This is a genomic window from Pseudomonas sp. PS02302, assembly GCF_029959585.1.
Taxonomy (GTDB): Bacteria; Pseudomonadota; Gammaproteobacteria; order Pseudomonadales; family Pseudomonadaceae; genus Chryseomonas; species Chryseomonas aestiva.
This window is the reverse complement of sequence record NZ_JASCON010000021.1, coordinates 1-15,389: the sequence shown is the minus strand read 5'-3', so window position 1 is coordinate 15,389 and position 15,389 is coordinate 1. Positions and strand designations below refer to the sequence as shown.

Sequence of the window (15,389 nt, the reverse complement as noted above, 5' to 3'; positions counted from 1 at the left end):
TCTTTTCCTGTCTCACATCAGATGGGCTGAGCCCAGAGAACCATGACGTCGACGGTGAAGGAGCCGTCGCGGTCGATTTCGAAATACTGGCGCACTTCCTGGCCGATCTTGCTCTGCAGGCTGCGAATGGCCTGGCACTGCGGCTCGGGGGTGCGCATGCGCGCGGTCCAGCTGGCGAAGTCCAGGCGCAGGCGCTGGCGACGGCAGCGGGTCACGCCCAGCCGGGCCATATCCAGCAGGCGGTGCCACTCGGCGAAGGAATAGTTACGCACGTGGCTGATGTCGCGCAGGATTTCCACCGTCTGCAGGTAGGTATCCAGGCGCGGATTGGCCGGCGAGATCACGTCGATGATGGCCATCTCGCCACCATGGCGCAGCACCCGGCGCACTTCGCGCAGGGCCGCGCCGATGTCGCGCCAGTGGTGCGCCGAATAGCGGCTGAAGACGAAGTCGAAGCTGGCGTCGCCAAACGGCAGGTGCTCGGCCATGCCGGGCTGGACGCTGATGTTGTCCAGGCCCTGCTCGGCCGCGCTGCGCTTGACCACCGAGAGCATTTCCTCGGCCAGATCCAGGGCGATCACCTGCCCGGCCACCGGCGCCACGTTGTAGCTGACGTGACCGCCACCGCAACCGAGATCCAGCACCTTGGCGCCTTCCCGCTGGGCCACGGCGTCACGCAGTTCGAGGAGCTCGGCGCCCTGGGCATGGACGGCACTGGTCAGATAGGCCTCGGCCGTGGCGCCGAATTGCTGCTGTACGTGTTGCTCGTGTTCACCGCTCATGGAGCCTCCGGAAAGAGCGCCGGCCGCGCGGGCCGGCGACTGGGTTCAGGCGCTGGGAAATATCCAGGGACTGCTCTGGCGATAGCGGGCTTCGAAACTCGCGATGGCGTCGGCATCCTGCAGGGTCAGGCCGATGTCGTCCAGGCCGTTGAGCAGGCAGTGCTTGCGGAAGGCGTCGATCTCGAAGGACAACGCCACACCATCGGGACGGCGTACGGTCTGGCTCTCGAGATCGACCACCAGCTGGTAGCCCTCGCCGGCCTCGACCTGGCGGAACAGCTCGTCCACCGCGGCATCGCCGAGGATGATCGGCAGCAGGCCGTTCTTGAAGCTGTTGTTGAAGAAGATGTCGGCGAAGCTCGGCGCGATCACCGAGCGGAAGCCGTAGCCATCCAGGGCCCAGGGCGCGTGTTCGCGGCTGGAACCGCAGCCGAAGTTCTCACGGGCCAGCAGGATGCTGGCGCCCTGGTAGCGCGGCTGATTGAGCACGAACTCGGGGTTCAGCGGACGTTTGCTGTGGTCCTGACCGGGCTGGCCGACGTCCAGGTAGCGCCACTCGTCGAACAGGTTGGGACCGAAGCCGGTGCGCTTGATCGACTTGAGAAATTGCTTGGGAATGATCTGGTCGGTGTCGACGTTGGCGCGATCCAGGGGTGCGACCAAACCGGTGTGCTGGGTAAAGGCTTGCATGGTCAGGCTCCTCAGGCGTTGGCGAAGTCGCGGACGTCGACGAAACGACCTGCGATGGCGGCAGCGGCGGCCATCGCCGGGCTCACCAGGTGGGTACGGCCACCGGCGCCCTGACGGCCCTCGAAGTTGCGATTGGAGGTGGAGGCGCAATGCTCGCCACTCTCCAGGCGGTCGGCGTTCATCGCCAGGCACATGGAGCAGCCCGGCTCACGCCATTCGAAACCGGCTTCGATGAATACCTTGTCCAGGCCTTCGCGCTCGGCTTGCGCCTTGACCAGACCGGAGCCGGGTACCACCAGCGCCTGCTTGAGGGTGGCGGCGACCTTGCGGCCCTTGGCCACGGCGGCGGCGGCGCGCAGGTCCTCGATGCGGGAATTGGTGCAGGAGCCGATGAAGACCCGATCCAGCACGATGTCGGTGATCGGCTGGTTGGCCTTGAGGCCCATGTACTTCAGGGCGCGCTCGATGGAGCCGCGCTTGACCGGATCGGCTTCGCGAGCCGGGTCCGGCACCTGTTGATCGACGGCCAGGACCATCTCCGGCGAGGTGCCCCAGCTGACCTGCGGCTTGAGCTGAGTGGCGTCGAGTTCGACCACGGTGTCGAAATGGGCGTCGGCATCGGACACCAGGCCACGCCACTGGGCGACGGCGGCCTCCCAGACGGCACCGGTGGGCGCGAAGGGACGACCCTCGACGTAGTCGATGGTGGTCTGGTCCACCGCCACCATGCCGACCCGGGCACCGGCCTCGATGGACATGTTGCAGATGGTCATGCGGCCTTCCATGGACAGGGCGCGGATGGCGCTGCCGGCGAATTCGATGGCATGGCCGTTACCGCCGGCGGTGCCGATCTTGCCGATCACTGCGAGGACGATGTCCTTGGCGGTGACGCCGAAGGGCAATTCACCCTCCACCTTCACCAACATGTTCTTCATCTTCTTGGCCACCAGGCACTGGGTGGCGAGCACGTGCTCGACCTCGGAGGTGCCGATGCCATGGGCCAGGGCACCGAAGGCGCCGTTGGTGGAGGTGTGGGAGTCACCGCAGACCACGGTCATGCCGGGCAGCACGGCGCCCTGCTCCGGGCCGATCACATGGACGATGCCCTGGCGGACGTCGTTCATCTTGAACTGGGTGACGCCGAAGTCGTCGCAGTTTTCGTCCAGGGTGCGGACCTGGATACGCGAGATCTCGTCCTTGATGGAGTCGAGGCCGTCCTTGCGATCGGGGGTGGTCGGCACGTTGTGATCGGGCGTCGCCAGGTTGGCGTCCAGACGCCAGGGCTTGCGGCCGGCCAGACGCAGGCCTTCGAAGGCCTGGGGCGAGGTCACTTCGTGGATGATGTGGCGGTCGATGTAGAGCAGCGCGGAACCGTCGTCGCGCTGCTTGACCAGGTGCATATCCCAGAGTTTGTCGTAGAGCGTCTTGCCAGCCATGGGTGGATTCCTCATCAGACGTGGAACGGCACGGGCCTTTGCATGCCCTTGGTGCTTGTGGGGTCAAAGATACCGCGTTAGGCTCGCATGAAACAAATTCATCTTTTTCATGAAGCGCATAACCAACAGGAATTCGACATCTTGGACCTCGCCAATCTGAATGCCTTTGTCGCGGTGGCCGAAACCGGCGGCTTCTCCGACGCCGGCGAGCGCCTGCACCTGACCCAGCCGGCGGTGAGCAAGCGCATCGCGGCCTTGGAGCTGCAGCTGGGGCTGCGACTGTTTGATCGCATCGGGCGCGAGGTCAGCCTGACCGAGGCCGGACGCGCCCTGCTTCCCCGCGCCTATCAGATTCTAGGCGTGATCGATGACACCCGACGGGCGCTGACCAATCTCAATGGTGCCATCGGTGGCCGGCTGACGCTGGCGACCAGTCACCACATCGGCCTGCACCGATTGCCGCCGATCCTCAGGCGCTTCACCCGGGACTATCCCGATGTCGCCCTGGATATCCGCTTTCTCGATTCGGAAGCCGCCTACGACGAGATCCTGCATGGGCGGGTGGAGCTGGCCATCATTACCCTGGCGCCCCACACCGCGGCGCCGATCAAGGCGGTACCGGTGTGGAGCGATCCGCTGGATTTCGTGGCGGCGCCCGAACATCCGCTGGCGAACCAGGCGGAGGTCACCCTGGCCGACGTGGCGCGGCATCCGGCGGTGTTTCCCGGCGGCAATACCTTTACCCGGCTGATCGTGCATGGATTGTTCGATGCCCAGGGGCTGATACCCAATATCGCCATGAGCACCAACTACCTGGAGACCATCAAGATGCTGGTGTCCATCGGCCTGGCCTGGAGCGTGCTGCCGCGGACCCTGCTGGACGATCAGGTACGCCGGCTGCCGCTGCCGGGGATTCAGTTGGAGCGGCGCCTGGGGTACATCCTGCATACCGAGCGCACCCATTCGAATGCGGCGCAGGCGTTCATGGGATTGCTGGATGAGGTGGAGCGGGCATGGTGAGCGGCGTTTGATGGCCCGGTTAACCGTAGCGTGGAAAACGGCGCAGCCTTTTCCACCCGGGTGTTCGTTGGCGAAAAGCGCCCTCACCCCAACCCTCTCCCGCAGGGAGAGGGGGCTGGCCGAGCGGGCGCTCGACTCCATCAGGCGCAGGTTGGGCTGAGGCGGCTTATCCTCGAGGTCCAACAGTGGGGGGGTGGCTTGGCCTTGTTGGGCTTCGCTGCGCTCAACCCAACCTACGGTGCTGGCTCCAGCGCCCTCACCCCAGCCCTCTTGGAGAAAGAGGACTGGCCGGACAGGACGTAGGTTGGGTTGAGACGGCTTTATCGTCGAAGCCCAACAGTGGGGAGTTGGCTTGGCCTTGTTGGGCTTCGCTGCGCTCAACCCAACCTACGGTGCTGGCTCCAGCGCCCTCACCCCAGCCCTCTCGGGAAAGAGGGCTGGCCGGACAGGACTTAGGTTGGGTTGAGACGGCTTTATCGTCGAAGCCCAACAGTGGGAGTTCGCTTGGCCTTGTTGGGCTTCGCTGCGCTCAACCCAACCTAAGGTGACGACAGGAACGTATCAGCCCTTCTTGAGCTTTTTCAGGCGCTTCTTCGACTTGTCGATGACTTCCTTGCGCTCGCGGTCCTTCAATTCTTTCCAGCCCTTGATCTCTGAGCGTTTGCGGCCACATCCCTGGCAGACGTCGTCTTTGATCTTGCACTGGCTGATGCAGGGACTTTCGACCTTACCCACGGCAACCTCGGAAATGAAAAAGGCCCTGCAGTATAACCACCGCAGGGCCCTGTCCAGCGCCATCCGGCAGGATGGCGGGCTATGGGGGCGATTTAGAAAACCGCTTGAACCTTCAGGCCACCCACCACGGCATTGTCGACTTCACGCACGCCACCCGGGCTCTTGATGTACTGGAGGTTGGGGCGCACGGTCAGCCAGTTGGTCACGTGCACGCCGTAGTAGATCTCGGCGTCGTACTCGTTGTGCTGCAGGGGCGTGTAGGCCGGATCATCGTAGTCGGTGGCACCGGCGGCCTGGTTGAGGGCGCGCTGGTTGTCGCGGAAGTCGCTGTTGGTGCTGATGCGCGCGACGCCGAAGCCGATGTCATCCTTGGGACGACCGTCGAAGGGGCCCTTGTACACCAGACCGGCCTGGACGTAGTTGCTGACCTTGTTGACGTCCTTGGCATGGGCGGTGAAGTTGGCGAACACCGACAGGCCGCGGCTCGGATCATCGTTATGCGCGGTGATCTGCTGACGCGCCACGACCCAATAGCCGTGCTTGCTGGAGTGCTCCTTGTAATCCAGCCCGGTAAGGGCTGCGGAGTTGCCGTTGACGTCTTCGTAGACGTCGTTGGCATCGGCGGTGCTGTAGTAGTAGCCGACGCGGTATTCGCCCGGCAGGCCGTTGACCTTGGGCGACCAGACCATTTCCACCGGCAGGACCGCACCCTTGGTGCCGCTGCCGTTGAGCTTGAAGCCGTTGCCGGTTTCCAGCAGCGACGGATTCTGCTCGTAGGCGCCGACCTGGACGAACAGCTCGGGGGTCAGGCTGTACTTGACGCGCAGGGCCCACTGGCTGACCGGCCAGTTGTACCAGACGCCTTCCCAGTTGCCGACCTGGGAACCGCAGAACGCCAGGTTCTGGAAGTCGCACTCGAAGGAGTTGAAGTCCTCGCCTTCGCCGAAGCGACCCGCCTTGATGTCCAGACGGCCGTCGAAGAAGCCCTTGGACAGCCACAGCTGGGTCAGACGCCAGGTCTGGCCACGGCCATAGACTTCCTGCACCGAGGAGTAGCCGCCCACGCGCGGATCGGTAATGCGGTCGTCGGTCAGGTTGCGGCCGTCACGGGAGGTGATGGCCAGCTTGAACACCGAGTTCTCCCAACCGGCGATCTTGTTCATGTCGCCCCAGAGGCCGAACATGTACTGGGAGCTCCAGCGCCCAGTGCGGTCGTCGTCGTAGCCGCCACGCAGGTTGGTCGCGCCCTCGCCGACGTATTCGAGCTTGATGTCCCAGCCCTTGTCGCGCAGGTCCTTGCGCACGCCACCCCAGTCACCGGTCATGGTGTTGCCCAGCGGCTCGAAGGCGGCCTCGGTGTTGTTGACGCCACTGAAGTTGCCACCCGGATTGGCCTGGGGCGCCGCCTGGGCACCCGCGGCGACCGCCAGGGCCAGCAGCGATACCAGGGGCAGTGCGCGCCCCGGACGATTCTTGTGGTTTTGCTTGTTCATTACTGAGATCCCTTTTTATTGAAGTGATGACACCTTGGGCCCGAAACCCGCGTCTCTAATACTTAGAAGCTGTAAACGATCTGCTGTGCGTCGGCCAAACGGCGTTGAAAAGGCCCTGGAAGGCCAGCCCCGTCGAAATGCTCATTTAGCATTCGTAAACTGCGCTTTCTCAGGCCTTTTCGCCTGGTTTGGCGCTAGCTCGCGAGATCGTGTACAGCTTCTTACGGCAGGACGTTGAGGACTTCGTAACAGGCACCCATGGTGTGGTAGTCGACCTTGCCGGCCGGACTCTTGTCGTCGGAGTACTTGTGGTTCCGACGGTCGAGCAGGCGCCACCACGCACCGTGCTCGTGATCGATGAAATGCGTCCAGCTGTAGCGCCAGAGCGCCTGATAGTGTTCCCAATAGCGGGCCTTGCCACTGCGCTCCGCGAGCAACGCGGCGGCGGCCAGGGCCTCGGCCTGCACCCAGAAGTACTTGTCCGGATCGCAGGGCGAGCCATCCGGGGCGAACCCGTAATAGAGACCGCCGTGCTCGCCATCCCAGCTCAGCCGCCAGGAGACATCGAACAGCGCCTGGGCCCGCGGCAGCAACCAGGGCTGGGGGCGATGACGTTCGAGGATCAGCAGCAGCTTGGCCCATTCGATCTGGTGCCCCGGCTGGAAACCCCAGGGCCGGAACAGGTTGGCCGGATCGTCGCGGTTGTAGTCCCAGTCGATGGACCAGTCGCTGTGGTAGTGCTCCCAGACCAGGCCACCGGTGACCTCGTCGGCCACCCCGCCCTGCCCCTGGGTCAGCGCGGCCTGACGCTGGGTCATGTTGCGCGCCAGGGTCTCGGCGCGATCCAGGTAGCGCACCTCGCCGCTGGCTTCGAAGGCGGCCAGCAGGGCTTCGCAGGCGTGCATGTTGGCGTTCTGGCCGCGATACGGCGCCACGGTCTGCCAGTCGGCGCTGATCTCGTCCACATAGAGGCCATCGGCTTCACGCCAGAAGTGGGTCTCCAGGGATTCCCAGGCTTCGCTCAGCCAGTTGCGCGCTTCCTCGATTCCCGCCTGCAGGCCGTGGGCGTAGGCCAGCACCACGAAGGCCAGGCCATAGCAGTGATTGGTGCCATCCACCACCTTGTCGCCGTCGAGCAGCCAGGCATAGCCACCGTTGGCCTGGCGATGCCGCTCGCGCAGGTATCTCAGGCCATGGCGGGTCGCTTCCAGAAAGGCCGGATCGCCATAGTGCCGGTAGGCCATGGCGAAATCGAAGACGAAGCGGGTGCTGGAGACCAGGTGGCGGGTCTGGCGATCGTAGACTGTGCCGTCGTCCTTGAAGAAATGATAGAAGCCGCCCTGCGGATCGACACAGCGGGGATGGTAGAACGCCAGGGTATGGCGGACGTGCTCCAGCAGGGTGTCGCGACGACGAAAATCGGGGAAGTCCATCGGGTTTCCTTGGCGGCTATTGTTGTTGTGGAAAAACGGTCTAGTGAGGGCTCACCTGCAGCAGGGCTTCGACATCGGCACGGGTCGGCGCATAGGCGCCGGCATGGCGGCAGGACACCGAGGCACTGGCCGCGGCGAATCTCAGGCGCTGCTGCAGGTCGGTCAGGCCCAGCAGGCCGGAGGCCAGCCAGCCGGCCATGCAGGCATCCCCGGCACCCACGGTGTCGGCCACGTCCACGGCGATGGCGGCCTGTTGCCACTCGCCTTCCGGCGTGTAGAGCACCAGGCCGTGCTCGCCGCGGGTGAAGAGGATGCGGGCATGGGGATTGAGGGCGCGCAATTCGTCCAGCGCGGCGCGCTCGTCCAGGCCCGGATAGATCTGACGGATGTCTTCGTCGGACAGCTTGATGTCGTCGGCCAGCCGCACCAGCTCGGGGAAGGTCTGCTGGCGATAGCGATCGTCCATCAGATTGCGCCAGTTGGGATCGTAGCTCAGGCGCTTGCCAGCGGCCTTGGCCTGGCGCGCCAGCTCCAGCAGGGTGTCGGCCAGCGGATAACGAGCCAGGCTGATGCAGCTGAAATGGCAGACCTCGGCGGCCTCCAGCCAGCCTTCGGGCAGCAGCGCCGGGTCGAACTGGAGATCGGCTTCGCCGGCGAAGAAATAGCGCGGCGGACGGCTCGACGGCACGATGGCCACCAGCGGGTCGGCGGCGACGCGCTGCAGGAAGCGGGTATCGAGGCCGGCGGTTTCCGACTGCCAGGCGATCTCGTCACCCAGCCCGTCCTGGCTGATGGCGCCGCCGAAGGCGCTTGCCACGCCCAGCCGGGCCAGGCCACGCGCCACGTTCCAGGGGGCGCCGCCCGGATAACCCCGCCATTCGCCAGGATTACCCTGAACGATGTCGGTGAGGGCTTCGCCAAAGACCACGACGCGGGGTAGTGCCATTGTTGTTCTCCTGTCTGTCACGGCGGCCGGAGGTGCACTCCTGGCCTCTGGTAGGGCCGCAACCCGACGTCAGGCGCGGCGGCGGGCGGACCTTACCATTGCTGTAACGTTTCAGCCATGAGCTACGTTCAAGAAAGTCGGCGACCGCTCGCAGGATCGAACAGCACCGCCCGTCGCGAATCGATCCGCCACAGCACCTGGTCGCCGGCCCGCGGCGCCTCGCCCGGAGCAACCCGGCAGCAGACCTTGGTGCCGTTCCATTCGGCATACAGCAGGGTGTCGGGACCGGTCGGCTCGACCACCTGGATCCGCGTCAGGATGCCTGGCACCGCGTTGTCGGCCGGATGCGCCGACTGGATCTGCTCCGGACGCACCCCAAGGATAGCCTCTCGCCCCGCGAGCGCCGGATCCAGATCGGGCAAATCCACCTGGCTGTCGCCGGTATCGCCGGTGACGCGGGCGACCACCCTGCCCTCGCGCGCTTCCAGGCGCACCGGCACGAAGTTCATCGGCGGCGAGCCGATGAAGCTGGCGACGAAGAGATTGGCAGGATTGTTGTAGATCTCCTCGGGAGTACCGAACTGCTGCACCTCGCCATCCTTCATCACCGCGACCCGATCGCCCAGGGTCATGGCTTCGATCTGGTCGTGGGTGACGTAGACGGTGGTGGTCTGCAGGCGCTGGTGCATCAGCTTGATCTCGGTGCGCATCTCCACCCGCAGCTTGGCGTCGAGGTTGGACAGCGGCTCGTCGAACAGATAGAGCTTGGGCCGGCGCGCCAGGGCGCGACCCATGGCCACCCGCTGCTGCTGGCCACCGGAGAGCTGCGCCGGCTTGCGCTCGAGCAGGTGCTCGATCTGCAGCAGCTTGGCAACGCGCGCCACCTCGGCGTCGATCTGCTCCCTGGGGGTCTTGCGGATCTTCAGGCCGAAGGCGATGTTCTCGCGCACGGTCATGGTCGGGTACAGGGCGTAGGACTGGAACACCATGGCGATGTCCCGGTCCTTGGGCTCGACCTGGGTGACGTCCTCGCCGTCCAGGCAGATGGCGCCGCTGCTGATGTCTTCCAGGCCGGCGATGGCGTTCATCAGGGTGGATTTGCCGCACCCGGAGGGGCCCACCAGGATGAGGAACTGACCCGCGTCGATGCGGATATCGATGCCCTTGAGGGCTTCCTGGGCGGCGTTGCCGTAGGTCTTGCGTACGCTTTTGAGTTCGAGAGCTGCCATGGTGGCCTTCCTTATCCTTTGACCACGCCCGAGGTCAGGCCCCGGACGAAATACTTGCCAGCGAAGATGTAGACCAGCAGCGTCGGCAGCGCGGCGATCATGGCGGCGGCCATGTCGACGTTGTATTCCTTCGCGCCGGTGCTGGTGTTGACCAGGTTGTTCAGGGCCACGGTGATGGGCTGCGACGAGCCGCTGGCGAACACCACGCCGAACAGGAAGTCGTTCCATACCTGGGTGAACTGCCAGATCAGGCTGACCATCACGATCGGCGTGGACAGCGGCAGCAGAATCTTGAAGAAGATGGTGAAGAAGCCCGCCCCGTCCAGCCGCGCCGCCTTGATCAGGGCATCGGGGATGCCCACGTAGTAGTTGCGGAAGAACAGCGTGGTGAAGGCCAGGCCGTAGATCACGTGCACCAGCACCAGGCCGGCGGTGGTGTTGGCCAGGCCCAGCTGGCCGAGGGTGAAGGACATCGGCAGCAGGATCACCTGGAAGGGAATGAAGCAGCCGAACAGCAGCAGGCTGAACAGCAGATTCGAGCCGCGGAACTGCCACTTCGACAGGGCGTAGCCGTTGAGCGCGCCGATGAAGGTGGAGATGAGCACCGCCGGGACGGTGATCATGAAGGAGTTCCAGAAGTAGCTGTGCACCACGTCCCAGGCCTTGAGCCAGCCGATGATCGTCCAGTCCAGGGGCAGGCTCAGCAGGTTGCCGGTGCGAACGTCGTCCGGGGTCTTGAAGCTGGTCAGCAGCATCACCAGCAGCGGCACCAGATAGACCGCGCAGGCGATGATCAGGGTGGCGTGGATGGCCACGCGATTGACGTTCAGAGCCTTAGCCATTTCGCTTGCTCCGCAATTCCGAGTAGAGGTAGGGCACCAGCACCGCCAGCACCGCGCCAAGCATCAGCACCGCACTGGCCGAACCCAGGCCCATCTGGCCGCGGGTGAAGGTGTGCTGGTACATGAACACCGCCGGCAGGTCCGAGGCGTAGCCGGGACCGCCCGCGGTCATGGCCATGACCAGGTCGAAGCTCTTGATGGCGATGTGGGCGAGGATCATCACCGCGCTGAAGAACACCGGCCGCAGACTGGGCAGGACGATGCGCAGATAGATGGTCGGCAGCCCTGCCCCGTCGACCTGGGCGGCTCTCAGGATGGAGGAATCCACGCCCCGCAGACCGGCCAGGAACATGGCCATGACGAAGCCCGAGGCCTGCCAGAGGGCGGCGATCAGCAGGCAGTAGATGACCCGGTCGGGATCCACCAGCCAGTCGAAGCGAAAGCCTTCCCAGCCCCAGTCGCGCAGCAGCTTGTCCAGCCCCATGCCGGGGTTGAGCAGCCATTTCCAGGCGGTGCCGGTGACGATCATCGACAGCGCCATGGGATAGAGGTAGATGGTGCGGATGAAGCCTTCGCGACGGATGCGCTGGTCCAGCAGAATGGCGAAGAAGACGCCGATGGCCAGGCTCAGCAGGATGAACAGACCGCCGAAGATCGCCAGGTTCTTGCAGGCCACCAGCCAGCGATCGTTCTCCAGCAGCCGCGCGTACTGGGCGAAGCCGGCGAAATTGTAGCTGGGCAGGAAGCGCGAGTTGGTAAAGGAGATCACCGCCGTCCACAGCATGTAGCCATAGAGGCAGACGACCATGGCGATGGCCGTGGGCGCCAGCACCAGCTTGGGCAGCAGGCGCTGCAGCCGGTCCGGGCGTCGACTGACGGTCGCGACGGGAAGGGTTTCGGTAAGAGCCATGAGGCGTTCCCAGGGGTGGTATTGTCTTGGCGTCAGGTAGCTGGATGATCGCGGCCATGGGCCGCTCCTACAGGTCGATCAGGCGTCTGCAGGAGCGGCCGCAGCGGCGGACCGCCATGGTCGCGATTGACCTTACTTGGCGGCCTGGATGGCAGCGACCAGTTGCTCGGTGGCCTTCTTCGGATCGGCGTTGGCGTCGTTGAAGAAGTTGGTCACCACGTCGAAGATCGCACCCTGCACATAGCTGGTGTTGGCCATGCTGTGCGCCATGCTCGGCTCGGCCTTGCCATCGGCATTGGCCGCCTGGAAGTCCTTGGCGGACTGCTGGGCGCAGCTGTCGAACTTGGCCAGGTCGATGTCGTTGCGCACCGGGATGGAGCCCTTGTTGAGGTTGAACACCTCCTGGAAGGGCTTGTCGATGACGGTGCGTACCAGGTCGTCCTGGGCCTTCTGGTTGTCCTTGTTCTTGATCTTGAACATGGCCAGCGAATCGATGTTGTAGATGAAGTCGCCCTGGGTGCCCGGCATCACCACGCACTCGTAGTCGACGCCCGGCTTCTTGCCGGCAGCGGTGAATTCGGCCTTGGCCCAGTCACCCATGATCTGCATGCCCGCCTTGCCCTCGATGACCATGGCGGTGGCCAGGTTCCAGTCGCGACCGGCGGCATTGGGATCGACATAGCCCTTGACGCGCTTGAAGGTCTTGAACACCTCGACCATCTTGTCGCTGCGGATGGTGTCGGCATCGGTCTGCACGAAGACCTTGTCGTAGCCTTCCGGACCCATGATGGCCATGACCAGGGATTCGAAGATGGTGCCGTCCTGCCAGTTCTGGCCGCCATGGGCCAGGGGCACGACGCCGGCGGCCTTGAGCTTGTCGGCGGCCTCGAAGAATTCGTCCAGGGTGGTGGGGACCTTGGCGCCGGCCTTCTTGAAGACGGCGGGGTTGATCCACAGCCAGTTGATGCGGTGGATGCCAGCCGGTACCGCGACGTATTCGCCATCGTGCTGCATGGTCTGGGCCACGCGCTTGGGCAGGATGGTGTCCCAGTTGCCCTGCTTGGCGATGTCGCTGATGTCAGCCAGGAAGCCCATGCTGGCCCATTCCTGGATGTCGGGGCCCTTGAGCTGGGCGGCGGACGGCGGATTGCCGGACACGGCGCGGGTCTTGAGCACGGTCATGGCGGCCTCGCCGGCGCCACCGGCTACGGCGAAGTCCTTCCAGGTATCGCCCTGCTTCTGCATCAGCTGCTTGAGGACATCGACGGCGCGAGCCTCGCCACCGGAGGTCCACCAGTGCAGCACCTCGACCTCACCGGCATGGGCGGTCAGGGGGGCGGCGAGCGCGGCGCAGGAAAGGGAAACGGCGAGAGCGAGACGATTCAACGCATTCATGAGGGGGTCGTTCCTTGTTGTTTTTTTATTGGAGCTGGGCGGAGTCTAGTCAGACGCCTGCGGCCGTGGGTAACGAAGGGAAGGAGTTTTGTCACGGACTGGTGACATAGCGCTGGCGTCAGAGCGGGTGGGGAAACGGAGCGAATGCCTGCCTGGCGGGTGCGCGCGTCTGCCTGGCGGAGGCGCAGCGGTTCCAGCAGCGGCCCCGGCCTAGCCGCGTGGCAAGGTCAGGGTGACCCGCAGACCGCCTTCGCGGCGATTGCGCAGCTCCACTTCGCCACCATGGGCATGGGCCAGGTTGCGGGCGATGCCCAGGCCCAGGCCATAGCCATGGCGGTCGGTGGCCAGGCGGACATGGGGCTGGAATACCTGCTCCAGTTCCTGCTCCGGCACCCCCGGTCCTTCGTCGTCGACATGCAGGACGAAGGCATGACCGTCGTCTTCCACCTGCAGGTGGGCGCGATAGCCATACTTGAGGGCGTTGTCCAGCAGATTGCCGATGCAGCGCTTGAGCGCCAGCGGCTTGCCCAGCAGGGTGCCCCGGGCTTCCCCGGTGAGGCGCGCCCGCGGCGGTTGCTCCTGGGTGAAGGGCTCCACCAGTTGTTCCAGCAGCGCCTGCAGGTCGACCGGCTCCAGGTTCTCGTGGATGTCAGTGTCCTTGACGCACTGCAGGGCCCCCTTGACCAGCAGATCCAGCTCGTCCAGATCGCGCACCAGCTTGGCCTGCATCAGCTCGTCATCCAGCAGTTCGGCGCGCAGGCGCAACCGGGTGATGGGCGTACGCAGGTCGTGGGAGATGGCGCTGAACAGCTGGGCGCGCTCGTCCAGGTAGCGGGCGATGCGTTCGCGCATGGCGTTGAAGGCGCGGGTAACCTCGCGGATCTCCTGGGCGCCCTCCTCGCGCACCGGCGGCGTATGGACCTCCAGCGACAGCTCCCGCGCGGCACGCGACAGCCGTTTGAGCGGGCGACTCTGCCAGCGGATCAGCAGGCCGATGAACAGCAGCAGGAAGGCGCTGCTGAAGACCATGAACAGCAGCTGCTGCAAGGGCAGCCAGGACTCGTCCAGGCTGTAGTAGGGCGCCGGCATCAGGGTAGCGAGATAGACCCACTCCCCTTCGCCGATGCGGATCTGGGTCACTAGTACCGGCGGCTCCAGCGGCTCCAGACTCAGGGCATAGTGCGCCCAGGAGCGCGGCAGTTCGTCGAGGGCCACGGCGCCGTTGAACAGCCGCAGCTGCTGGGGGCCGATGAATTCCACGTACATGGGCATGGCCGCGCCCAGGCGCTCGCGCAGCACCGCCTCGACGCCCTGGAGCACCGCCCGGCGGCCGGGGGTGTCCGGCAGCGCCTGCATGGTCAGCGGCTTTTCGTTGAGCGAGACGAAGAAGCGCGTGCCGCCCATGTTGCGCAACTGCTCCAGCACCAGTGGCCGATAGGCCGGCGGCAGCAGGCTGAAATAGCGCACGCTGGCGGCGATGGAATAGCCCAGGCTGCGGGCGGCGGTCTGCAAGCCCTGGTTGCGGTCGCTGCGCAGGGAAGCCGACCAGAACAGCGCCGAGGCGCCCTGGGCCAGCAGTACCGCCAGCAGGGTCAGCAGCAGCATCCGCGCCAGCAGGGAGCGCGGCACCAGCCGCGCGAGCGGACCGCTACACCGCATCGGCGACCAGTCCGCTGACCTCGGCGGCGAGCAGGTAGCCGGAACCACGCACGGTGCGGATCAGTCGCGGCGACTTGCCGGTGTCTCTCAGCCGCTGACGCAGGCGGCTGACCGCCATGTCGACGATGCGCTCCAGCGGCAGCACCTCGCGCCCGCGGGTAGCATTGGCGATGGTGTCGCGATCGAGTATCTGCTGGGGATGGTCGAGAAACAGCTTGAGCAGGGTGAAATCGGCGCCGGAGAGGATGACCTCCTCGCCATCGCGATGGAACAGCCGGTGACTGACCGGATCCAGGCGCCAGTCGTCGAAGGTCAGCAGACCGGTGGCCGCCGGGCGCGTCTCGCCGAAGCCGGCACGGCGCAGCAGCGCCTTGATGCGGGCCAGCAATTCGCGCGGACTGAAGGGTTTGCCCAGGTAGTCGTCGGCGCCCAGTTCCAGGCCGATGACCCGATCCGCTTCGTCGGAACTGGCGGTGAGCATGATGATGGGGACCTGTCGGCAACTCGACTGCTCGCGCATCCAGCGGCAGAGGGCGAAGCCGTCCTCGCCGGGGAGCATGACATCGAGGATCAGCAGATCGGGGACGAAGTCGCCCAGCGCCCGGCGCAATTCGCGGCCATCGCCGACGGCGCGCACCAGATAGCCGGCACGGGTGAGGTAGGCTTCGAGCAGCTCACGGATTTCCCCGTCGTCGTCGACGACCAGGAGGGATTTGCCCAGGGTGGACATGGCGATGTTCGCTCTTGTTGTTCTGGCCCGAGGCCAGCTACCGGTAGTGCCGGCAGCATACCGGGGCCGGGCGACCTTGAGTAGTCGCC

Annotated in this window: 14 protein-coding genes; 1 reads left to right on the top strand and 13 read right to left on the bottom strand. The window is 65.2% G+C overall.

All coding sequences use genetic code 11. From position 1 onward, the window contains the following. Nucleotides 1–17 precede the first annotated feature (17 nt). Genes QMX82_RS09475 through leuC form a run of 3 tightly spaced genes read right to left on the bottom strand, consistent with a single transcriptional unit; the run spans nt 18 to nt 2,908 of the window. Nucleotides 18–782 (bottom strand): class I SAM-dependent methyltransferase, encoded by a 765-nt coding sequence (locus tag QMX82_RS09475; protein ID WP_282282690.1) that lies wholly within the window; start codon nt 780–782, stop codon nt 18–20. A 45-nt stretch (nt 783–827) separates the two neighbouring features. Beyond that, nucleotides 828–1,472, bottom strand: a complete 645-nt coding sequence (gene leuD / locus QMX82_RS09470; RefSeq protein WP_282282689.1) for a 3-isopropylmalate dehydratase small subunit — start codon at nt 1,470–1,472, stop codon at nt 828–830. 11 nt (nt 1,473–1,483) lie between these two features. Next, nucleotides 1,484–2,908: a 3-isopropylmalate dehydratase large subunit gene (gene leuC / locus QMX82_RS09465; protein ID WP_208691495.1), complete on the bottom strand. Its 1,425-nt coding sequence runs from the start codon at nt 2,906–2,908 to the stop codon at nt 1,484–1,486. Nucleotides 2,909–3,049: 141 nt separating this feature from the next. Here leuC and QMX82_RS09460 point away from each other — a divergent pair, with 141 nt between their 5' ends. Beyond that, on the top strand, nt 3,050–3,928 hold the full coding sequence (locus QMX82_RS09460) for a LysR family transcriptional regulator (RefSeq protein ID WP_282282687.1): 879 nt from the start codon (nt 3,050–3,052) through the stop codon (nt 3,926–3,928). Between the two features lie 561 nt (nt 3,929–4,489). Here the strand turns inward: QMX82_RS09460 and QMX82_RS09455 are convergent. The 10 genes from QMX82_RS09455 to QMX82_RS09410 all read right to left on the bottom strand — a co-directional run bounded on the left by QMX82_RS09455 (nt 4,490) and on the right by QMX82_RS09410 (nt 15,300). After that, on the bottom strand, nt 4,490–4,663 hold the full coding sequence (locus QMX82_RS09455) for a DUF1289 domain-containing protein (protein WP_082900493.1): 174 nt from the start codon (nt 4,661–4,663) through the stop codon (nt 4,490–4,492). 92 nt (nt 4,664–4,755) lie between these two features. After that, nucleotides 4,756–6,156, bottom strand: a complete 1,401-nt coding sequence (locus tag QMX82_RS09450) for a carbohydrate porin (protein WP_133860867.1) — start codon at nt 6,154–6,156, stop codon at nt 4,756–4,758. A 221-nt stretch (nt 6,157–6,377) separates the two neighbouring features. Beyond that, a complete protein-coding gene (locus QMX82_RS09445; protein WP_282282683.1) occupies nt 6,378–7,589 on the bottom strand; it encodes an AGE family epimerase/isomerase in 1,212 nt (403 codons plus the stop codon). 40 nt (nt 7,590–7,629) lie between these two features. After that, nucleotides 7,630–8,535: a carbohydrate kinase family protein gene (locus QMX82_RS09440; RefSeq protein ID WP_208691499.1), complete on the bottom strand. Its 906-nt coding sequence runs from the start codon at nt 8,533–8,535 to the stop codon at nt 7,630–7,632. Nucleotides 8,536–8,663: 128 nt separating this feature from the next. Then, the gene (locus QMX82_RS09435) at nt 8,664–9,764 is read right to left on the bottom strand and encodes an ABC transporter ATP-binding protein (protein ID WP_158895354.1); all 1,101 of its coding nucleotides are present in this window, start codon (nt 9,762–9,764) and stop codon (nt 8,664–8,666) included. A gap of 11 nt (nt 9,765–9,775) precedes the next feature. Beyond that, nucleotides 9,776–10,606, bottom strand: a complete 831-nt coding sequence (locus tag QMX82_RS09430) for a carbohydrate ABC transporter permease (RefSeq protein WP_007158674.1) — start codon at nt 10,604–10,606, stop codon at nt 9,776–9,778. After that, a complete protein-coding gene (locus tag QMX82_RS09425) occupies nt 10,599–11,516 on the bottom strand; it encodes a carbohydrate ABC transporter permease (RefSeq protein ID WP_074582831.1) in 918 nt (305 codons plus the stop codon). Before QMX82_RS09425 ends, QMX82_RS09430 begins: the two co-directional genes overlap by 8 nt. Nucleotides 11,517–11,648: 132 nt before the next feature. Further along, a complete protein-coding gene (locus tag QMX82_RS09420; protein WP_208691501.1) occupies nt 11,649–12,911 on the bottom strand; it encodes an ABC transporter substrate-binding protein in 1,263 nt (420 codons plus the stop codon). 210 nt (nt 12,912–13,121) lie between these two features. After that, a complete protein-coding gene (locus QMX82_RS09415) occupies nt 13,122–14,570 on the bottom strand; it encodes an ATP-binding protein (protein WP_208691502.1) in 1,449 nt (482 codons plus the stop codon). Beyond that, nucleotides 14,560–15,300: a response regulator gene (locus QMX82_RS09410; protein ID WP_133860874.1), complete on the bottom strand. Its 741-nt coding sequence runs from the start codon at nt 15,298–15,300 to the stop codon at nt 14,560–14,562. The genes QMX82_RS09415 and QMX82_RS09410 overlap by 11 nt, the downstream gene beginning before the upstream one ends. Between the last annotated feature and the right edge of the window lie 89 nt (nt 15,301–15,389).